The sequence below is a fragment of the Streptomyces sp. URMC 127 genome (assembly GCF_051386535.1).
Classification (GTDB): domain Bacteria; phylum Actinomycetota; class Actinomycetes; order Streptomycetales; family Streptomycetaceae; genus Streptomyces.
In genome coordinates this window covers 1-20,755 of record NZ_JBPQTW010000075.1, presented here as the reverse complement: position 1 = coordinate 20,755, position 20,755 = coordinate 1, and the positions used below count along the sequence as shown (strand labels likewise).

The window sequence follows — 20,755 nt, the reverse complement described above, 5'->3', positions numbered from 1 at the left end:
CGCTGTTCCTTACGGTCGGTGGTTCGCAGGGACGAACAGGACGTGCGGGACTGGGGGGGTGCGAGGAAAGAAATGAGGAAACGGGGAAACGGGAAACACGGTGGGGGTGCGCGGGGCGGCGTGCCTTACTCCGCCCCGCCGGACCCGCCCGGCTTCCAGCGGAAGAGCCGCTTCTCGGCGAAGGTCAGCAGCCCTTCGGCGAGCAGGGCGACGACGGCGAGGATGACCATGGCGGCGTACACGCCCGCCGTGTTGAACGTGCCCTGCGACGCGGAGACCAGCAGGCCGATCCCCTTCGCCGCACCGATGTACTCGCCGACGATCGCGCCGATGAGCGCGAAACCGAAGCTGACGTGCAGGCTGGTGAAGATCCACGAGGTGGCCGAGGGGATGACGACCTGCAGCGTCACCCGGCGGTTGCTCGCACCCAGGATGCGGGCGTTGGCCACGAGATTGCGGTCGACCTCCCGTGCGCCCTGGAAGGCGTTGAAGAACACGGGGAAGAAGACGAGGACGACCGCCGAGGCGACCTTCGAGGCCGGTCCCAGCCCGAACAGGATCAGGAAGACCGGCACGAGAGCGATCCTCGGCAGCGCGTTGAGCACCTTGATGTACGGGCTGAAGACGTCGGCCAGGAAGCGCACCCGGCCGAGCGCGATGCCGAGCACCACACCCGCCGTGACGCCCAGTACCCAGCCGAGCAGGGCCTCGTAGAGCGTGTACCAGATCTGTTCGCCGAGCGAGCCCTGCGGTGTGCCGTGGAGCGTCCACTGGACGATCTGGTCCCAGATCTTCGACGGCATCGAGAAGTAGAAGACATCGATGACGTCGTTGCGGGCCATCAACTCCCAGCCGGACAGCACGACGGCGAGCACCAGCACCCGTGCCGCGTACACCGCCAGCCTGCGCTGCCGCACGGCCTTCGCGCGCGTCAGGGAACGGCTCATGGTCAGGGCGGCGGGGGCGCCCACGGACTCGGCGGACTCAAGCGACACGGGACGCACCCCTCTCGCGCGTGATGCGCACCTCTTCGCCGAGGGAGGACCAGATCTCCCGGTAGATCTCCACGAACTCGGGCTCCAGGCGCACGGCTTCGACCTTGCGCGGCCGCGGCAGCCGTACGGGGAAGACCTGCTTGACGGTCGCCGGCCCGGCGGTCATCACGACGACCTTGTCGGCGAGGGCGATCGCCTCCTCCAGGTCGTGCGTGACAAAGACGACGGAGGCGCGCCCGCCGTGGGAGCCGCCCCACAGCTCCAGCAGCTCGTCCGACATCAGGGCCCGCGTCTGCACGTCGAGCGCCGAGAAGGGCTCGTCCATCAGGAGGATCGCCGGGTCGCACACGAAGGTCTGGGCGAGCGCGACGCGCTTGCGCTGGCCGCCGGAGAGCTGGTGCGGATAGCGGTCGGCGAAGGCCGCGAGACCCACCCGGCCGAGCCAGTCGCGCGCCCGTTCCCGCGCCTCGGCCCTGGGCACGCCGCGGAAGCGCGGCCCGGCCGTGACGTTGGACAGCACCGTCCGCCAGGGGAAGACGGCGTCCTGCTGGAAGACGAAGCCCACTTCCGGCCGGATCCCGGCCACCGGCTCGCCGCCGACCAGCACCTCGCCCTCGGTGGGCTCCTCCAGGCCGCTGACCAGGGTGAGCGTGGTGGACTTCCCGCAGCCCGTCGGGCCGACCACCGCCACGAACTCGCCCTGCTCCACGGCCAGGTCCAGATCGCGCACCGCGGTGTGCGAGGCGCCCGACGGCGTGCGGAACACCTTGCTCGCGCCGCGCAGCTCGATCGCCGGAGCGCGGCCCGGCGGGGTGCCACTGATCATGCTTGCCGCCTCCTCCTGTGCAGGTTTCCGGCCAAGGTGCTGGCCGGTGCTGGAGGCTAGATGCGGCCCGTGGCGCGCAGACAGCCTTGTGAGCGCTGTGCGGCTTGAGTGCACGAACCCTGTTCTGCTCGTTTTGCTCGCGGTAGAACAACAAAGAGCGACGAAGGCGCCACGGAAGATGACGCCGGAGACGTACGCGAAGGCACCGAGGACGACGACCGGCAGGAGGGGGACCCGCATGCGCCCCCGCTGGAGACCCCGCTGGCCGCGCCGCGTCTTCGCCCAGGTGCTGCTCGTCCAGTTACTGATCATCACCGGGGTCACCGGGCTCGCCGCCGGGCTCTTCCTCGCTCCCCTGGCCACCCAGCTCGACGACCAGGCCGAGCACCGCGCCCTGGCCATCGCGCGGGCCACCGCCGCGCAGCCCGGCATCGCGCACAGCCTGCTGGCCGGGCCGCCCTCTGCGGACGGGCCCGTGCAGGCCGATGCCGAGCGCATCCGGCTGGCGACCGGCGCGAGTTACGTGGTGGTCGTCGACACCCGCGGCATCCGCTACTCCCACACCGTCCCCGAGCGGATCGGGGAGCACGTCAGCACCGACCCCGGCAGCGTCCTCGGCGGCCGGGAGTGGACGGGCATCGCGCGCGGCACCCTCGGCCGTTCCGCACGCGGCAAGGTGCCCCTGCGCGACGGCGAGGGAGCCGTCGTCGGCGCCGTCTCCGTCGGCATCGCCTACGACGACGTGCGCGCCCTGCTGCTGCGGGCCGTGCCGGACATCCTCACCTACGCGGGCGCGGCCCTCGGCGTCGGCGCGATCGCCGCGATCGCCGTCTCCCGCCGGCTGCGCAAGCGCACCCACGGCATCGAACTCACCGAGATCTCCGCCCTGCTGGACGAGCGGGAGGCCATGCTCCACGGCATCCGCGAGGGCGTGGTCGCCCTCGACCGGGGCGGCCGCGTCCGCCTCGTCAACGACGCCGCCGCGCGCCTGCTGGGCATCGGCCGGGACGCCATCGGCCACCCCCTGGACCGCGTCCTGCCGCCCGGCCGCACGACGGACGTGCTGGCCGGCCGGGTGACGGGCACCGACCTGCTGACCGTCCGCGACGGCCGGGTGCTGGTCGTCAACCGCAGGGACACGGCCGGCGGCGGCACCGTGGCGACGCTGCGCGACCGCACCGAGCTGGAGCAGCTCCGCCGCGAACTCGACGGCACCCGCGGCCTGACGGACGCCCTGCGCGCCCAGGACCACGAGCACGCCAACCGCCTGCACACCATCGCCGGGCTCCTGGAGCTCGGCCTGCACGAGGAGGCCGCCGACTTCGTCGCCGAGGTCACCGGGGCGCACCGGGCGACGGCCGAGGAGGTCACCGAGCGGGTCCGCGACCCGCTGGTGAGCGCCCTGCTGGTCGGCAAGAGCGCGGTCGCGGCGGAGCGCGGCGTGGCCCTGCGGGTGAGCCCGGCGACCCGGCTGCCCGACCGGGTCGTGGACCCGCGCGACCTGGTCACCGTGCTCGGCAACCTCGTGGACAACGCCCTGGACGCGGCGGGATCCCACCGGGCGGCCGGCCCGCCGTTCGTGGAGGCGGAGCTGCGGGCGGTCGGGGAGACGCTCGTCGTCCGCGTGGCGGACAACGGCCCCGGCGTGCCGGAGGCGGCGCGCGAACTGGTCTTCACCGACGGCTGGTCCACCAAGGAGGCCGCCCCGCACCGCCGCCGCGGGCTCGGCCTCTCCCTCGTGCGCCGGCTGGCCGAGCGGTACGGGGGCTCCGTCCGGGTGGGCGGACGGGAGGGCGGCGGCGCGGTGTTCACCGTGGAGCTGCCCGAGGCACTGCGCTCACCGCAGCCCAAGCAGCTCACTCGAAGGGGTGAACAATGATCGATGTCCTGGTCGTGGACGACGACTTCCGCGTCGCCGAGATCAACGCCGCGTACGTGGCGCGGGTCCCCGGCTTCCGCGTCGCCGCCAAGGCCCACAACGCGGCACAGGCCATGGCCGTGCTGGAGAAGGGCGGCATCGACCTGGTGCTGCTGGACCACTTCCTCCCGGACGAGACCGGCCTGTGGCTCGTGCGCCGCCTGCGGCAGCGCGGCGACCTCACCGACGTGATCATGGTGACGGCGTCGCGCGACGTCGCCACCGTCCAGGCGGCCATGCGCTACGGGGCCCTGCAGTACCTGGTCAAGCCGTTCGCCTTCCCCGGGCTGCGGGTGAAGCTGGAGGCGTACGCGCAGCTGCGCCGCACTCTCGACGACGCGAAGGAGGCCGGGCAGGACCAGGTCGACCGGATCTTCGGCACGCTGCGCACGGCCGCCACCAGCACCCCTTTGCCGAAGGGGCACTCGGCGCCCACGGCCGAGCTGATACGGCAGGTGCTCTCGGACGCGGCGTCCCCGCTGTCCGCGCACGAGGTCGCGGCCCGGTCGGGTCTGAGCCGCTCCACGGCGCAGCGCTACCTCAAGCGGCTGGAGGAGTCGGGGCGGCTGAGCCTGACCCTCAAGTACGGGGAGACCGGCCGCCCGGAGCACCGGTACGCGTGGACAGGGCGCTGACCCCCGCGCCTTCCTCGCCCTCAGGTGGCGGACGCTCCCGGAGGCCGCGCGATGCCGTACTGGAAGGCGTAGCGCATGGCCTGGGCGCGGTCGCGCGCGCCCGTCTTGGCGAAGAGGTTGTTGATGTGCGTCTTCACCGTCGCCGTGCTGACGTGCAGCCGGCGGGCGATCTCGGCGTTGGACAAGCCCTCGGCGACCAGCGACAGCACCTCCGCCTCACGCGCGGTGAGCCCGTCGGGAAGCTCCCTGCGGACCGGGGACGCCGCGGGCGCGCACGAGGCCGCTGCCGGGCCGGCACCCGAGCCCGCGCCGGGGAACGGGTCGGCACCCGGGCCGCCACCCGGGCCGGCAGGTGCGGATCCGCCGGTCGCTGCGGGATCCGAGAGCCGCTCCAGCAGCCTCCGTTGCACGTTCGGCGAGAGACCGGCCTCTCCCGACATCACGTGCTGCACCGCCCGGACGATCTCCTCGCCGCCGGCGTCCTTGGTGAGATAGCCGCGCGCCCCCGCGCGGAGCGCCGGGAACAGCGAATCGTCGTCCGCGTAGGTGGTGAGGACGACGACATGGGTGGCCGGGTGCTCGGCGCGGATGCGCCGCGTGGCCTCGACGCCGTCGCAGCGGGGCATCCGCAGGTCCATCAGCACCACGTCGGGGGCGTGCTCGGCGACGAGCCGCACGGCCTCCTCGCCGTCGGCCGCCGCGCCGACGACCTCGATGCCCGGCAGCAGCCCCAGCAGCATCACGATCCCTTCGCGCACCACGGTCTGGTCGTCGGCCACGACGACCCTTGCGACCTCGCGCACGTCATCGCCGGTGCGCACGCCGCCACCACCGCCACCGCCACCCGTCATGCGGGCACCCGCAGATGCACCACGAACCCCTCCTCCCCGGACCCGGCCGGCCCGGCGTCCAGCGTGCCGCCCAGCAGCTCGGCCCGCTCCCTCATCCCCAGCAGACCGTACCCGGCGCCGGCGGCCCCGAGCTCTCCCGGCGCTCCGCGCGCCCCCCGGTCGCGGACCCACAGCTCGACCCATCCCTCCAGATAGGTGAACCGCATCTCCACCGGCGCCCCCGGGGCGTGCTTGCGCACGTTGGTCAGCGCCTCCTGCGCGACCCTGCGCACCGCGAGCCCGGCCTCGGCCGGCAGGGCGCGCTGCTCCCCCGTCACCTCCAGCCGCGCCCCTTCCCCCGCCGCGCACTCGCGCAGGAACTGCTCGACCGGCGTCATCTCCCCGCGCAGCGCGGACAGCGCCTGCCGGGTCTCGGCCAGGCCCTCCCGCGCCATGCCCCGGGCGGCCACCACCCGCTCCAGCACCCGCTTCGGATCCTCACCGCGCTCGATCAGCAGCCGGGCCGCCTCCAGGTGCACCATCTGCGCGGAGAGGCTGTGCGCGAGCACGTCGTGGATCTCCCGGGCGATCCGGGCCCGCTCCGCCAGCGCCGCCGACTCCGCCTCCGCGCGCCGCGCCGCCCGCTCCTGCGCCAGCAGCCGGAACCCGGCCCCGCGCGCCTCCTCGTCCAGCCGGAGTGCGTAGCCGACGAAGGGCAGGGCGACCACCGTGCCCGCGATCACCAGCGGCCGCTCGCTGCTCGCCAGGGCGTAGCTCCCCATGGCGACGGCCGAGACGAGCAAGGCGTGGAGGAGCGGCAGCCGCTCCACGGCGATCACGACGCTGCCGCCCCACAGGACGGCTGCCGACGTGGACTGCCCGGCCAGGTGCGCGGCCGCCCCCACCGCCAGCAGCACCCCGAGGAGCGCCAGGGACGGCCGCAGCCGCCGGGCCAGCGTGGTGAGGAAGTAGCCCCGGACCGCGGCGGCACAGACCAGGAAGCCCGTGGCGAAGGCGGCGTACCCCCAGCCGTGGAAGGAGCCGTTGCGCAGTGCGCCCCACAGGACCAGGGCCGCGAGCACGCCCCTGACGCCCCACGTCATCACCTGCCGGCGCTTCGGCACCCCGGTCCCGGCGAGGGCCTCGCGGGCGGGCCAGGCCGTCCAGTTCTCCATCGGCACGCGCGATCCTTCCACCCTGCCGCCGGTCTCAGCCGCCGGCCGGGACACGGTACGCCGGTCGTGTGCCGTGGACGCGGTGCACGACCACGGCGGTGCGGGCCAGCAGCACGGCGGCGACCGTCACCATCGTCGCGGCGCTGCCCTGGTGGACGCCCGCCAGCGCGCCCAGCCCGTGCAGCCCCAGCCTCAGGGCGGCCCCGCCGAGCCATATCGCGGCCGTCACCCTGCTCCCCCGGGCCCAGGTCACACCGGATGCGTCCGTCCAGACGCGGCTGCTCCACGCCCAGGCGGCCCCGGTCGCGAGCCCGGCCAGGACCCCGCCCGCCAGCAGTCCGGCCGACGCGGCCGGGTGCGCGGGATCGATCAGCCCGGGCTCGCGCACGGCCATGAAGACCAGCACGGCGGGCAGGACCCACCAGCGCTTGGCGTCCGCGCTCACCCGCTGCGGCCGGACCTGCCGGACGAGCGTGAGCACGAGGACCGCGACGATCACCAGACCATTGGCCGTACCCGGCATGAGGAACCTCCGCGGATCCCGGGAGAGCGCTGACAACGAACGCTTCCGACGCTACGGACCGGCCGCGGGGCGCGGATCGGAGCACGGGTGGGTTCCGGGTGGAGAAACACAGCGAAACACAGCGAAACGCAGCGGTGCTTTCTCCACCCAGGGGTGGAGAAAGCACCGGGAAGCACCGGGACGGAGGAGGGACCCGGGGCCGCAGAGAGCCCGGGGCGGGTCAGGCGTCGATGCGCGAGCGGTCGAGGGTGGCCGCGGAGTTGGTGATGAACTCCTTGCGCGGCGCCACCTCGTTGCCCATCAGCAGGTCGAACGTGCGCTCCGCCGCTTCCAGGTCGCTGATGTTGATCCGCCGCAGGGTGCGGTGGCGCGGGTCCATCGTGGTCTCCGCGAGCTGGTCGGCGTCCATCTCGCCGAGGCCCTTGTAGCGCTGGATGCCGTCCTTGTAGCGGATGTTCTTGCGCTGCAGGTCCATCAGCGTCTGGCGCAGCTCGTTGTCCGAGTACGTGTAGATGTACTTGTCCTGGCCCTTCTTCGGGTTGATGAGCTCCACCCGGTGCAGCGGCGGCACCGCCGAGAAGACCCGCCCCTCCTCGACCATGGGCCGCATGTAGCGCTGGAAGAGGGTCAGCAGCAGGATCCGGATGTGCGCGCCGTCCACATCGGCGTCGGCCAGGAAGATGACCTTGCCGTAGCGGGCCGCGTCGATGTCGAAGGTCCGGCCGGACCCGGCTCCTATCACCTGGATGATGGCGCCGCACTCGGCGTTCTTCAGCATGTCGGAGACCGACGCCTTCTGAACGTTGAGGATCTTGCCGCGGATGGGCAGCAGCGCCTGGAACTCGGAGTTCCGCGCGAGCTTCGCCGTGCCGAGCGCGGAGTCCCCCTCGACGATGAAGAGCTCGCTGCGCTCGACGTCGTCGCTGCGGCAGTCGGCGAGCTTGGCCGGCAGCGAGGAGGACTCCAGGGCCGTCTTCCGGCGCTGCGCCTCCTTGTGCTGGCGGGCCGCGATGCGGGTGCGGGCTGCGGCGACGACCTTCTCCAGCACGGCCCGGGCCTGCTGCTTGGCGTCGCGCTTGGTGGAGGTGAGGAACGCCTTGAGCTCCTTCGCGACCACGTTGGCCACGATCCGGTTCGCGGCGGAGGTGCCGAGCACCTCCTTGGTCTGCCCCTCGAACTGGGGCTCCGCCAGCCGCACGGTCACGACCGCCGTCAGGCCCTCCATGGCGTCGTCCTTGACGACGTCGTCCTCGGCGACGCGGAGCAGCTTCGTGGCGCGCAGCACCTCGTTGACGGTCTTGGTGACCGAGCGCTCGAAGCCCGTGACGTGGGTGCCGCCCTTGGGGGTGGCGATGATGTTGACGAAGGACCTGACCGTGGTGTCGTAGCCGGTGCCCCAGCGCAGGGCGATGTCCACGCCCAGCTCGCGGGTGACCTCGGTGGGCGTCATGTGGCCGCGGTCGTCCAGGACGGGCACGGTCTCCTTGAAGGTGCCCTGCCCGGTCAGCCGCAGGACGTCGCAGACGCCCTTGTCCTGCGCCAGGTACTCGCAGAACTCGCTGATGCCCCCGTCGTAGCGGAAGACCTCCTCGGTGCTGTCCGCGCCGTCGAGGCCGCGCTCGTCGCGGACGACGATCGTCAGGCCGGGCACCAGGAAGGCCGTCTGCCGGGCGCGCCCGTAGAGGGTCTCCAGGGAGAGCTTGGCGTCCTTGAGGAAGATCTGGCGGTCCGCCCAGTAGCGGATGCGGGTGCCGGTGCGCGCCTTGGGGATCTTCTTCCCCTTGAGGAGGCCGTTGGCCGGGTCGAAGGGGGCGTCCGGGCCGGACTCGGTGAAGATGCCGGGTACGCCGCGGCGGAAGCTGATGGAGTGGGTCCGGCTGTTGCGGTCGACCTCGACGTCCAGGCGGGCGGAGAGCGCGTTGACCACCGACGCGCCGACGCCGTGCAGGCCGCCGGACGCCGCGTAGGAGCCGCCGCCGAACTTGCCGCCGGCGTGCAGCTTGGTCATGACGACCTCGACGCCGGACAGCCCGGTCTTGGGCTCGACGTCCACGGGGATGCCGCGGCCGTTGTCGCGGACCTCCACGGAGCCGTCGTCGTGCAGGACCACCTCGATGCGGTCGCAGTAGCCGCCGAGGGCCTCGTCGACGGAATTGTCGATGATCTCCCAGAGGCAGTGCATCAGGCCGCGGCTGTCCGTCGAGCCGATGTACATACCGGGCCGCTTGCGGACGGCTTCCAGGCCTTCGAGGACGAGCAGGTGCCGCGCGGTGTAGTTGGACCCGTCCCGGTCTGCCCCGGTGAGCAGCGCAGTGGACGGCACGGACGTTTCGGCGGTCACGCGGGTTCGCTCCTCGCTGAATTTCTTTTCGGCCCCGGTCGGGCGGACCGGCGGCCCGGTTGCCGTTCAGAGGGTACCGATGCCTGGTAGAGCCTTTGTGCAGCCACCCGTGGGAACGACCATGCTAGTCCAGGCTTCGATCACACGTTCGATGACACGATGGAGTGACGTGCACATCACGTTCCCTTGGAGGCATGAACCATTTAGGCTCCGGGCACGTCCTCAAGAACACCGGCAAGCCGGCCGGGAGGACGAAAGCCCCCAGCGATGTGAAACCGTAGGCCCACGCAATACGGCTCATTCGCCGCCAACCGTCAAGATCTGGCCGACTCGGAAGCGATTCGGAGGGAACTTTCAAGGAAAAGCCGCGAGCGGGAACGTTTTCGGCCTGGTTGGATGTTGACCCTGGTACGACAGCTCGTCGAGCTAGAGAAGAGGCGACGTGACTACTGTTCTGACCCCCGCGAGCCCGCTGACGGCCGCTGACCGCTGCGACCGGTGCGGCGCTCAGGCCTACCTGCGCGTCGTTCTCATGAGCGGCGGTGAACTGCTCTTCTGCGCCCACCACGGACGCAAGTTCGAGCCAGAACTCAAGAAGATCGCCGCGGAAATACAGGACGAGACGGAGCGGCTCACCGCCTCCCCGGCGTCTGCGCCCGACGAGGACCGCTGAGTCCGTAGCGGAACGCTGACACATCGCATCCGACGACGAGCGAGGTCCGGCCCCGTGCCGGACAGCCGCGGGCGGCTGCCCCCACTGCGGGGGAAGCCGCCCGCTCTCGTACGCTCCTGGGCCCGCCCTTGATCCCCTTGCCGGCCTGCGGCCTGTGCTTGTGCGGCTGTGCCGCCGCCGGCGGGGCAGAGACCGGGGCCGGCAGTGTCGTGGGCTGCTGAGGCGGCGCCGCGGGCGGTCGCGCCGCATCGGGGCTGTGCGCCGCCACGAGGGCCGTGTAGGCCGACATCCGGGTGTAGACCCCCGGGTAGAACGGCTGGCCGCAGCCGGCCCCCCAGGACACCACGCCCACCACCTTGCCCTTGGACACCAGCGGGCCCCCGCTGTCGCCCTGACAGGCGTCCCGCCCGCCCAGCGGCACCCCCGCGCAGAGCATGGACGCCCGGCGGTAGACCCCGTCCGCGCTGCCCGGATAAGCCCGCTCGCAGGCCGCGTCCTGCAGGATCCGCACCCGCGCCCCGCGCAGGATGTCCGAGTAGCTGCCGTTGCCCACGACGTCTCCCCAGCCGTAGACGGTGGCCTGCCCGCCCACCTGGTAGGCGGGGTCGCCCTGCGGCGCGATCGGGATCACATGGCTCTCGGGCACGGCGCTCTTCAGCGTGAGGACGGCGATGTCCCCGGCGTTGCTCCCGGGGTCGAAGCCCGGATTGACCCAGGTCTCCTGCGGCTCCATCTCCGCGCCGCCGACGCCCCGCAGATCGTCCCGGCCGACGATGACGCGCAGGTCGTTCGCGTCGCTCACGTCGACGCCCAGCACCTCGTGGCTCAGGCAGTGCGCCGCCGTGACGACCGTTCTGCGGCCCACGACGACGCCGCCGCAGAACTGTCCGGCCCTGGCGGCCCCGAACCGCTGACGGCTGCCCAGGGCGACCACCCAGGGCGCCTCGGAGCTCCTGACGGACTGCCCTCCGACGACCGCACGGTCCGCCACCGCCGGAGCGGGGACCGCGACCAGTAGCGCGATCGACCCGGCCAGCAGGCAGCTCAGCGAACGCATACAGTCTCCTGACTCTGCGGAGTTCCTCGTACACCAAGAGTCAACCCGCAGGGCCCGCGACGCATCCGGAAGCTGGACGGCATGCCTCCGGATCCGTCGCACTGTCACCCGTACAGCCGCAGGGCCCGGCACCTCGGGAGAGGTGCCGGGCCCTGCGGGACTGCTGTCGTTCCGCTTGAGGACTAGTCCAGGTAGTCGCGGAGGACCTGGGAACGGGACGGGTGGCGCAGCTTGGACATCGTCTTCGACTCGATCTGGCGGATACGCTCACGCGTCACCCCGTAGACCTTGCCGATCTCGTCGAGCGTCTTCGGCTGGCCGTCGGTGAGGCCGAAGCGCATGGAGACCACGCCCGCCTCGCGCTCGCTGAGCGTGTCCAGGACGGAGTGCAGCTGCTCCTGGAGCAGGGTGAAGCTGACGGCGTCGGCCGGCACGACCGCCTCGGAGTCCTCGATGAGGTCACCGAACTCGCTGTCGCCGTCCTCACCCAGCGGGGTGTGGAGGGAGATCGGCTCGCGGCCGTACTTCTGGACCTCGATGACCTTCTCCGGGGTCATGTCGAGCTCCTTGGCCAGCTCCTCCGGGGTGGGCTCGCGGCCCAGGTCCTGGAGCATCTGGCGCTGGACGCGCGCGAGCTTGTTGATGACCTCGACCATGTGCACCGGGATACGGATGGTGCGGGCCTGGTCGGCCATCGCGCGCGTGATGGCCTGGCGGATCCACCAGGTCGCGTACGTGGAGAACTTGTAGCCCTTGGTGTAGTCGAACTTCTCGACCGCACGGATGAGACCGAGGTTGCCCTCCTGGATCAGGTCCAGGAAGAGCATGCCGCGGCCGGTGTAGCGCTTGGCCAGCGAGACCACGAGCCGGAGGTTGGCCTCCAGGAGGTGGTTCTTGGCGCGGCGCCCGTCCTCGGCGATGATCTCCAGCTCGCGCTTGAGCTTGGGGGCGAGCTTGTCGGAGTTCGCCAGCTTGTCCTCGGCGAACAGGCCCGCCTCGATACGCTTGGCGAGCTCGACCTCCTGCTCGGCGTTGAGCAGGGGGACCTTGCCGATCTGCTTCAGGTAGTCCTTGACCGGGTCGGCGGTGGCGCCGGCGACGGCGACCTGCTGCGCGGGAGCGTCGTCCTCGTCGTCGTCGGAGAGGACGAAGCCCTTGTTCTCGCCGGTCTCGTCCTCCTCCTCGCCCTTGCCCGGGGCCGGGGTCTCGTCGACGAGGTCCTCGTCGAGGAGCTCGTCGGCGTCCTTCTTGGCGGCGGTCTTCTTGGCCGCCGTCTTCTTCACGGCGGCCTTCTTCGCCACCGTCTTCTTCGCCGCCGCCTTCTTGGCGACGGCCTTCTTGGCGGGCGCCTCCGCGCTCTCGTCGTCGCCGTACGCCGCGGAGGCGGAGGCGGCGGACGCCGAGGACGCGGTCTGCCTGGCCGTGACCGTCTTGGAGGCGACGGCCTTGGTGGCGGTGCGCTTCGCCGGGCTCTTCGCTGCGACGCTCTTGCGGGTGCGCTTGGGCGCCTCGGCGGCACTGACCATCAGCGTCACACCCTCCTCGTCGAGGACCTGGTTGAGGCTGCGCAGAACGTTCTTCCACTGGGTTGGCGGAATCTGGTCAGCCTCGAAGGCCCGACGCACGTCGTCGCCGGCGATCTGCCCCTCGGCCTTTCCCTGCTCGATGAGCGCCATCAGAGACTCGGATTCGGCGATCTCCGGCGGGAGCGTACGGGATGTGCTGGCCGACACGAACAACCTCTCGGAACGATGGAAACGGCTTCCGGCCCCGGCCCGCCCTGATCGGGGAACCGGTTCCGACGACCGCCGGCAAGGATGAACCGACGGCGCGCGGGTGATGGGATGCAGACGGAGACAGCGCCCCGGACGAGGCCGGTATTCCCTCCGCGTCCATCACCTCTTTAGTCATCGCACTGCCTCAAGGAGCGTTACGCCCAATCCTCGTGGCCCGAGTCACAGCCCAAAACGGAATGAATGCCTGTTCAACCGGACAGAACACTCCGTTCCACGGCCTCCCGGTCCGAGTTCCGGGAGGGGCGCCCGCGCCGGCGGACGGCTCACGGGCACGGCCGCGCATCCGGCCGCACGCGCGGGTCCCGTCCCGGCCCTGCGCGCGCGGCCCTTCCGTACGACCCCACTCGTACCGTCCCGCTCCTCTGCGCGGTCAGTGCTCGCGCGGTGCGGGCACCACGCGCTCGACGTCCGGGTGGGCGATGAGCAGCTGGCGCATGGCGGCCTCCGCCCCGGCGCCGTCGCCCGCGCCGACGGCGTCGACGATGCGGAGGTGGTGCCCCACGCCGGCCTCGGTGGGACGGTCGCAGCCGCCGGAGGGCGCGCCCGAGACGTGCAGCGCGGAGGAGACGATGCCGGCGAGGTGCTCCAGCATGCGGTTGCCGGCGACCTGCAGGAGCAGGGAGTGGAACTCGGCGTCGGCGCGGGTGAAGGTGAGCGAGTCACCCTGGGCCAGGGCGTGGCCCATGATCTCGGCCATGTCGGCCAGGCGCTGCTGGACGTCCTCGCGGCCGTGCCCGGCGGCGAGGCGGGCGGCCAGCGGCTCGATGGTCCAGCGCAGCTCGCACAGCTCGCGGCGCTGGTCCTCCCGCTGCGGGCCGAAGGCCCGCCACTCGATGATGTCGGGATCGAGGAGGTTCCAGTCGCTGACGGGGCGGACGCGGGTGCCGACGTTGGGGCGCGCGCTGACGAGGCCCTTGGCCTCCAGGACGCGCAGGGATTCACGGACGACGGTCCTGGAGACCTCGAAGCGCTGTCCGATCTCCTCGGGGACGAGCGGGCGGTCCGCGCCCAGGTCGCCCGAGACGATCATCTGGCCGAGCTGCTGCACGAGCTGGCCGTGCAGGCCCCGGCCCCGGCTGCCGGCGGCCCTGCGGCCGGCACGGCTGAGCTCCGCCTCGCCGTCCCAGGCGGGCGGTGCTCCGCGGTCGGCCCCCGGGGCCTCCGCGTAGGAGTAGCGGTCAAGCTCGCCCGGGCCTGCGAGGCCGGAGTCGGCGGGGCGAGCCGCGGTCATCATGGTGTGCGCAAGGGTACTCACGCCTCCTTTGTCGGCGACACCTCGAGGTCCCTTGAGGTCTTTGGTGAAAAGCACACGAAAGGGTGATCGCCCATTACCTCACAATTGACGGCCAAACGGACAGAATCGGGCACTCTCCGAGACGGCTCATATACGGAGCGTGCCCGCCTCGGCCTGTGAACGCCGCACGTGGGAAGGGGTGCCGGGGTGCGGGGCGGGCGCCGCGGCGGCCCTCACCGCGGCCTCCCGCGGAACACCGTGAGGACATAGGCGCCGAGGAGCGCCCCGAGCGACAACGCGAGCGCCCAGCCGACCGGCTGGGAGACCAGCCGCAGCGCCGTCGAGACGCCCCGGTCCATCCCGGAGGGCCACTGCACGAGCGCGGCGGAACGCAGCCGCTCCGGCAGCCCGACGAGCGAGCGGGCCGCGGGCTCGGCGAGCACGCTGCCGAGGACCGGCACCACGAGCGTCGGCACGGCGAGCACCGCGACCACCCCCAGCGCCGTCGACCGGAACAGCCCGGCGGCCAGCAGCCCCGCCCAGGCGCAGCCCAGGGTCAGCGCCGTCCAGCCCGCCAGCAGCACGGCCCAGTCGCGCGGGAGGGCGACGACGTCGTCGCCGAAGAGCAGGCCGAGGGCGCCGGCGTCGAGGAAGAGGGAGGCCAGGGCGAGCAACACGGCCGTGACGGCGGTGACGGCGAGCTTGGCGAGGAGCAGGCCGAGGCGGCGCGGGACGGTGCCCTGGTCCGGGGCGAGTGCGGGATAGCGGAACTCCTGGCCGAAGGCGAGAGCGCCGAGGAGGCCGGCGCCGAAGACGACGGGCGGCAGCGGCAGCAGGGCCGGCCAGCCGGTGAGCACCCGCGGTTCGGGGGTGCTCCCGGACCTGGCGAGGAGGACGGCGACGAGCAGGGAGGCGGCGAGGGAGGCGGCCGCCACGATCCAGCCGGTCCGCACGCCGGTGGCGCGGCGCAGCTCGTACCGCAGCGGCCAGGCCGGGTCGGGCGCCGGGAGGCGGGGCTGCAGACGCGGCAGGCCGGCGGGGCCTGCCGTCTCCCCGGCGGCGGTGGCGCCGGGCTCCCCCGCCGTCGCGCTCCCGGGCCCGTCCGCCGGGGCCGGCGCGGAGGGGGCGGGCCGGCGTCCGTCGGCCCGCAGCAGCGGGGGTACGGGGCCGGTGTCGCCGATCTCCTCGGTCAGCCGGTGGAGGAGGATGCCGTGCCGGTAGGCGGTCTCGCCGACGACGGCGCAGCTGCTGCCGTAGACGGACAGCTTGCTGCCGCCCTCCTGTACGACCTCCACCTTCTGCCCGGTCCCGGTGGCCCGCGCCTCCTCGGCCTCGGCGCCGAGGGCGTGGGCGAGGCGGGCGGCCAGCGGCGACTGGACGGCGACGCGCGGCCGCAGGCGGGTGCGGGAGAACTCGGCGGCCTCCTGGTCGGCGACGAGGCGGCCCTCGTCGATGGTGACGACCCGGTCGGCGATCCGGGCCGCCTCCTTGGGGTCGTGGGAGGTGACGAGGACGGCACCGCCGTGGTCCGCGTAGGCGCGGAGCATGCCGTGCAGCCAGGCCGTCTCGCGGGGCGAGAGCTCGTGGGCGGGCTCGTCGAGGACGAGGGTGTGGGGGTCGCCGAGGAGGGCGGCGGCGAGGCCGAGGCGGCGGTCCATGCCCAGCGAGAAGTCGCCGAGGCGCTGCCCGGCGAGGCCGGTGAGGCCGACGACCTCCAGGACGTCGTCGGCGCGCTCGGCGGGGACGCCCGCGGCGGCACTGAGCATGCGCAGGTGGCCGCGGGCGGTGCGGGCCGGGTGCCCGGGGACGTCGCCGAGGACGACGCCGATCTCGCGCGCGGGGTGCGGGACCCGGTCCAGGGGGCGGCCGCGGAAGAGGGCGACGCCGCGGCCGGGGTCGAGGCGCAGCAGCAGCCGCAGGGCGCTGGTCTTGCCCGCGCCGGGGGCACCGAGCAGGACGGTGACCCGGCCGGGGCGGGCCTCGAAGGTGAGGTCGTCGACGGCGGGGAACCGGTTGCGCTGGGGGGCGCTGGTGAGTCCGATGGCCTGGATCATGGCTTCTCTCGCGGGGCGTGAGACGGCTCGGCGGCACCCCTCGGGTCGCTCGGTGACCGAGGCGGCCGAGGGCGCGGGGGATCGCTGGGATGTACGGCAGCACCGTAACCCGGTATGTCCGAATTGCCACGCAATGTAGGCAGTTGTAAGCGTGTCCCCTCATGGACATGCGCTCGCGTGCATGCCGATCAACCGGGGGGCGCCGCGACGTGCGGCTCTCCCGGTCAGGAGCGGGCGGGGCCGGTGGGGCTAGGCCTCGGGGCGGAGCATGGGCGGGTTGAGGAGCGTGGCTCCGCCGGCCCGGAAGAGCTGGGCCGGACGGCCGCCCTGACGCGTCGTCGTCCCACCGGTGGGCACCAGGAAGCCGGGGGTGCCCGTCACCTTCCGGTGGAAGTTGCGCGGGTCGAGGGCGACGCCCCACACCGCCTCGTAGACCCGGCGCAGCTCGCCGACGGTGAACTCCTGGGGACAGAAGGCCGTGGCCAGCGACGAGTACTCGATCTTGGACCGGGCGCGCTCGACGCCGTCGGAGAGGATCTGCGCGTGGTCGAAGGCGAGGGGGGTCACCTGCTCGCCGTCGCGGCCGTAGCCCGACTCCTGGTCCAGCAGCTCCTCCACCGGCGCCCAGCGCACGCTGCGCGCGTCGCCTCCGGGGCGCGGAGCGGGCAGATCGGGCGCGAGCGCGAGGTGCGCGACGCTCACCACGCGCATGCGCGGGTCGCGCTTCGGATCGCCGTACGTGGCGAGCTGCTCCAGGTGCGCGGCGTTGGGCAGGACGGGCCCTGCGGGGTCATGGGCGTGCAGCCCGGTCTCCTCGGCCAGCTCCCGCGCGGCGGCGGTCGTCAGGTCCTCGTCGCCTCGTACGAACCCGCCCGGCAACGCCCAGCGGCCCTGGAACGGCGGCTCGCCGCGGCGGACGGCCAGCGCGCACAGCGCGTGCCTGCGCACGGTGAGCACGACCAGGTCGACGGTGACAGCGAAGGGCGGAAAGGCCGACGGGTCGTAGGGCATGACGCGATCATAGTCGTCTGCCTGACGATAAACAGGGTCTTGCGGAGGGCCGGCAGGCATCCCGTCCACGAGTCTCGCAGGCACCGCGCTCACACCCCCAGCTGCAGGCCGTCGGCGGCTTCCTCGACCATGCCGAGGCCCAGCCTGCTGATCCGCATCGCGAAGGGCTGCTCGGCGATCCGCAGTCCGGTGAACCTGAGCGCCCCGAGCGGCGCGGTGTGCAGCGGCCGCACCGCGACACAGCCCGCCGGGGCGTCAGGGCGCAGCCCCGCCAGGGCGGTCAGCAGGTGCACCGCCCCCGCGGCGGCGACGGCCGCGGGACGGCAGGCGGCCGGGTGCGGCAGGGGTGCGCTCCCGGACGTGCGCTGCTCCCCCGCGTACATCTCGGGCAGCCGGTGGCCGAAGGCCGCCGCCGCGTCCAGGGTGCCGCGCAGCAGCGAGCCCGCCTCCTTCTCGTAGCCTGCGGAGGCCAGGCCCGCCACGGCCACGGCGGTCTCATGGACCCGGACGGCGCCGCTGCGGTGGCCGAAGGGGTTGTGCCCCGGCTCCTTCGCCCCGAGGCTGCGCAGGCCCCAGCCGGAGTCGAGCGCCGGACCGCCGAGCAGCCGGGCGAGCTGCTCCGTCTGCACCCTGTCGAGCAGCCCCGGCGCCGGCATCCCGCCGCCCAGCAGGCCCGTGTCGAGGAGGTGGGCGGCGGAGCCGCCCAGGTGCGGTATCAGGCGCCCGTCGGGCGTGCGGGCGGCCGCCGGGCGCCCGCCGCCCGGATCCTCCACCCAGAACTCCTCGCGGAACCGCCCGCGCAGAGCGGCCGCCCAGCTCCGCCACTGCTCGGCCCCGGGGCGGTTGAAGGCCTCCAGCAGATCGGCCCCCAGCACGGCCGCGCGGTGGGCGTGCGCCTGTGTCTCGCACCGGAACGGCCCGCCGGGCACCGGGTCCGCGAGGTATCCGTCCTCCCCGGCGGCGGTGCGCAGCCACGCGAGGCAGCGCTCGGCAGCGGGCAGCAGCGCTGCCGTCTCCCGCTCCGGGAGCCCCCACCGGCGGGCCTCCGCCAGGACGACCGGGAACAGCAGCGTGGCCTCGACGCCGGTGCAGCCGGGCGGCAGATGCGCCCCCGCGTGGCGCAGGGCGCCGGGGATCCGCCCGCCGTCGGGGCCCGGCCCCGCGAGCTGCGTACGGGCCAGGGTGCGCAGCGTCCCGGCGGCCAACCGGACGCCGAGGGGCAGCGTCATCCGCGCCGCCCAGAGGGCCTCGGCGGGGGCGAGGCCGCAGCGCCAGGGGACGCCGGCCGCGACATGGACGTCACCGGGGCTGCCGGGGTCGCGCACGAGCAGTGCGCGCAGATCGTCGAGAGCGGCGGCGAGCAGGGCGCCCGCCCGGGGGTCGTCGCCCTCCGCCTGCGGATCCCCCCAGGGGACCGTCGCGGCACGCCCCTGAGGGACGGCGGCCTCGGGCTGCCGGACCTTCCCGGGCTGCTCGGGCAGGACGCGGAGCTCGATGCTGCGCGTGCCTCCCGGCGGCAGCTCGATCTCCCAGCAGAGCAGACCCGCCGATGCCAGGGCGTCGCCGGGCGGGGGGTCGGCGGTGACCGCGGCCTGGGCCTCCCGCGTGGACCACCGCAGGCCGGAGGCGTGCACCCCGGCCGGGACCTCGGGCCCGGCCGCCCCCGCCGCGACCGCGCCCAGCTCCGCGAGGTCGGTGCCCAGGGACACCTCGACGGGCAGCCGCAGGGCCCGGGCGGCGGTGCTGCGCAGCGCGATCCGCTCCACGCCCTCGGCCGAGCGCATCCGCTCGACGGTGACGGCGGGGTCGGGCCCCGAATCCGCTGCCGTCCTCACGGCGCCGACGAAGCGGGCCCTGTCGGCGCCGAGCATCCGCCCCTGCACGGGCAGTGGCTCGGCGCCGCCGACCCTCAGCCTGCAGCGGGCCAGGAGCCGGCGCCCGCCGCGGTAGAAGCCGTCGAGCCCCTGCCCCGTCATCTGCCCGTGCTCGCCGGAGATCGCCAGGGCCGGCAGCGCGACGCAGATCACGGCCGCGTGCACGGGCTGCGGGGCGGGCGGGCGCGCCGGGGTGGGGCGCTGCGGCGGCGCATGACGGGGCCGGGGCGGCTGGCCATGGGGGACGGTGCCTTGCACTTGACTGCGCTCCCCTGTGGGTGTCACGGACCGGGACGACGGACAACGTTTGCGGGCCACACGGATGAACGGTGCCGGACCCGCCGAGGTCACGGTGTGGAGGGCCGCAGGTGCGGGCCATGGATTCACTGCGGCCGCTCCTGCCGGTTGCGGTCCCCTTGCCGGGCGCTCTTGCGGCGCGTACGGGACCTGCCCGCGGGCCCGGCCGGGCCGCCGGGTCCGGTGCTGCCCGCCGGGCCGCCGGGCCGCGTCCGGCGGCGGGCGCTTCGCGTGCTGCCGGTGCCCCGTGCCGCAGCGCTCGCCGGGCCCGCCGGGGCCGCTACCGCCGCTTCGAGGCGCTCGACCTCGGCGCGGACGGCGTCCTGCAGGGCCCGGTCCGCCCGCTCCTGCCTCAGGCACTGGCGGAGCGGCTCCGGGTCGAGCCCTTCGTTGCACGCGCGGTAGAGCAGCTGGGCGAAGACGTACTCGGGGTCGGCGGCCAGGGCCCGGCTGAGGGCGACCCGCGCCTCCGGCTGGTCGTCGGCCGCCCAGGCCACCCAGCCGGCGAGCGTGACGGGAGCCGCCGCGTACTCCGCGTACGGGTGCACGCAGCGGCGGGCCAGGGCGCGCCACACCCTCAGCACCGCTGCGGCCTGCGGGCCCTCCATCCACTCCGCGGCACGGTCGCGCGTGACGCGGTCCTGCAGGCCCACGATGACCGTGGCGGCCTCCTCGTCCGTGAGGAGGGAGTCGTCGCGCGCGTCGGAAGCGGGCCGGCCGGGGAGCGGCGGTGCCTGCTCGAACCGCTCGGCCAGCGCCCTGGCGAGAGCGAGCGTCTCCTGCCGCACGGGCTCGCAGCCGTCGTCGCCGAGGATGCGGGGCACCATCGAGAAGGCCGCGGCGTCGAGCGCCCTGCGCTGCGCCTCCGCCCTGCCGCCGGTGAGGGGTGCGTAGCGCTCCTCCATCTCCCGCAGGGTGCCGCGCACCTCGATGCCGGCGTAGGTGGCGGCGGCCGCCATGACGGACGTGCCGGGCAGGGAGAGCGGGGTGCCGCCGGGCGGGCAGCAGCGGGGGTCGGGGCAGCAGTACGACCAGAAGCGGCCGCCGGAGATGCACAGGGCCTCGTGCACCGGCATGTCCAGCCGGCCGCAGGCACGGCGCAGGCTCTGAGCGAACGGGCGCAGGCGCTCCATGACCTGCTGCGGGCTCTCGCCGCCTGCGGTGTCGGGGTCCTGGCAGAGGAAGACGACGACGCCGTCGGGGCGGTTGCCGCGCTTGCTGCTGCCGGTCAGGAGGGTTTCGGCGAGCTGGTCGCAGACCTCCGGCCACTCCTCGCCGCTGCGCGGGATGCCGAGCCTGAGCCGGCCCCCGAAGCGGCCCCGGTCGCCGTGCAGCGCGACGAGGACCACGCTGTCCGTCGGGTGGAAGCCGAGGAGATACGGGAGGGCGTCGGCCAGCTCGGCCGGGGAGCGGAGGGTGACCTGCTGCTCGGGACCCTCGCCCGGGGCGCCGGGTGCGCCGGCGGACGACGGGGAGGGTGGAGAGGAGGGCGAGGAGGGCGAGGACGGGGAGGAGG

At 73.7% G+C, this 20,755-nt stretch carries 16 protein-coding genes; 3 read left to right on the top strand and 13 right to left on the bottom strand.

Annotation, left to right across the window (positions count from 1 at the left end; genetic code table 11):
• Window positions 1-125: 125 nt before the first annotated feature.
• Both ACSNOH_RS17370 and ACSNOH_RS17365 read right to left on the bottom strand, forming a co-directional pair.
• Window positions 126-947 carry an ABC transporter permease gene (locus tag ACSNOH_RS17370; RefSeq protein ID WP_436722262.1) on the bottom strand — a complete coding sequence of 274 codons (822 nt, stop codon included), beginning with the start codon at window positions 945-947 and terminating at the stop codon, window positions 126-128.
• 37 nt (window positions 948-984) lie between these two features.
• A complete protein-coding gene (locus tag ACSNOH_RS17365) occupies window positions 985-1,821 on the bottom strand; it encodes an ABC transporter ATP-binding protein (RefSeq protein ID WP_436722256.1) in 837 nt (278 codons plus the stop codon).
• Window positions 1,822-2,059: 238 nt separating this feature from the next.
• Here ACSNOH_RS17365 and ACSNOH_RS17360 point away from each other — a divergent pair, with 238 nt between their 5' ends.
• Window positions 2,060-3,700, top strand: coding sequence for an ATP-binding protein (locus ACSNOH_RS17360; RefSeq protein ID WP_436722255.1), 1,641 nt, complete (start codon window positions 2,060-2,062; stop codon window positions 3,698-3,700).
• Window positions 3,697-4,374 carry a response regulator gene (locus ACSNOH_RS17355; protein ID WP_436722254.1) on the top strand — a complete coding sequence of 226 codons (678 nt, stop codon included), beginning with the start codon at window positions 3,697-3,699 and terminating at the stop codon, window positions 4,372-4,374. Before ACSNOH_RS17360 ends, ACSNOH_RS17355 begins: the two co-directional genes overlap by 4 nt.
• Before the next feature lie 20 nt (window positions 4,375-4,394).
• Here the strand turns inward: ACSNOH_RS17355 and ACSNOH_RS17350 are convergent, their stop codons facing one another.
• The 4 genes from ACSNOH_RS17350 to ACSNOH_RS17335 all read right to left on the bottom strand — a co-directional run bounded on the left by ACSNOH_RS17350 (window position 4,395) and on the right by ACSNOH_RS17335 (window position 9,243).
• Complete coding sequence (locus ACSNOH_RS17350; protein ID WP_436722253.1) at window positions 4,395-5,225, bottom strand: response regulator transcription factor; 831 nt, start codon at window positions 5,223-5,225, stop codon at window positions 4,395-4,397.
• Complete coding sequence (locus tag ACSNOH_RS17345; RefSeq protein WP_436722261.1) at window positions 5,222-6,379, bottom strand: sensor histidine kinase; 1,158 nt, start codon at window positions 6,377-6,379, stop codon at window positions 5,222-5,224. Before ACSNOH_RS17345 ends, ACSNOH_RS17350 begins: the two co-directional genes overlap by 4 nt.
• Window positions 6,380-6,413: 34 nt before the next feature.
• Window positions 6,414-6,902: a DUF1453 domain-containing protein gene (locus tag ACSNOH_RS17340; protein ID WP_436722252.1), complete on the bottom strand. Its 489-nt coding sequence runs from the start codon at window positions 6,900-6,902 to the stop codon at window positions 6,414-6,416.
• Between the two features lie 220 nt (window positions 6,903-7,122).
• Complete coding sequence (locus ACSNOH_RS17335) at window positions 7,123-9,243, bottom strand: DNA gyrase/topoisomerase IV subunit B (RefSeq protein WP_436722251.1); 2,121 nt, start codon at window positions 9,241-9,243, stop codon at window positions 7,123-7,125.
• A 442-nt stretch (window positions 9,244-9,685) separates the two neighbouring features.
• Between ACSNOH_RS17335 and ACSNOH_RS17330 the strand changes: the two genes are divergently transcribed.
• On the top strand, window positions 9,686-9,916 hold the full coding sequence (locus ACSNOH_RS17330; protein WP_106674942.1) for a DUF7455 domain-containing protein: 231 nt from the start codon (window positions 9,686-9,688) through the stop codon (window positions 9,914-9,916).
• On the opposite strand, the gene ACSNOH_RS17325 is transcribed toward ACSNOH_RS17330, so the two are convergent.
• The 7 genes from ACSNOH_RS17325 to ACSNOH_RS17295 all read right to left on the bottom strand — a co-directional run.
• Window positions 9,876-10,973, bottom strand: coding sequence for a S1 family peptidase (locus ACSNOH_RS17325; RefSeq protein ID WP_436722250.1), 1,098 nt, complete (start codon window positions 10,971-10,973; stop codon window positions 9,876-9,878). The genes ACSNOH_RS17330 and ACSNOH_RS17325 overlap by 41 nt on opposite strands.
• A 182-nt stretch (window positions 10,974-11,155) precedes the next feature.
• Window positions 11,156-12,706 (bottom strand): RNA polymerase sigma factor, encoded by a 1,551-nt coding sequence (locus ACSNOH_RS17320; RefSeq protein WP_436722249.1) that lies wholly within the window; start codon window positions 12,704-12,706, stop codon window positions 11,156-11,158.
• A gap of 433 nt (window positions 12,707-13,139) precedes the next feature.
• Window positions 13,140-14,078, bottom strand: a complete 939-nt coding sequence (locus ACSNOH_RS17315; protein ID WP_106674939.1) for a FadR/GntR family transcriptional regulator — start codon at window positions 14,076-14,078, stop codon at window positions 13,140-13,142.
• A gap of 158 nt (window positions 14,079-14,236) precedes the next feature.
• On the bottom strand, window positions 14,237-16,057 hold the full coding sequence (locus ACSNOH_RS17310; RefSeq protein WP_436722248.1) for an ABC transporter ATP-binding protein: 1,821 nt from the start codon (window positions 16,055-16,057) through the stop codon (window positions 14,237-14,239).
• Between the two features lie 249 nt (window positions 16,058-16,306).
• Window positions 16,307-17,068, bottom strand: a complete 762-nt coding sequence (locus ACSNOH_RS17305) for an NUDIX hydrolase (protein WP_436722247.1) — start codon at window positions 17,066-17,068, stop codon at window positions 16,307-16,309.
• Window positions 17,069-17,157: 89 nt separating this feature from the next.
• Entirely contained in the window at window positions 17,158-19,200 is a 2,043-nt protein-coding gene (locus tag ACSNOH_RS17300) for a glycogen debranching N-terminal domain-containing protein (protein ID WP_436722246.1), read from the bottom strand.
• Window positions 19,201-19,325: 125 nt separating this feature from the next.
• Window positions 19,326-20,755 (bottom strand): DUF4192 domain-containing protein (locus tag ACSNOH_RS17295; protein ID WP_436722245.1); only part of this gene is annotated, 1,430 nt, incomplete at its 5' end.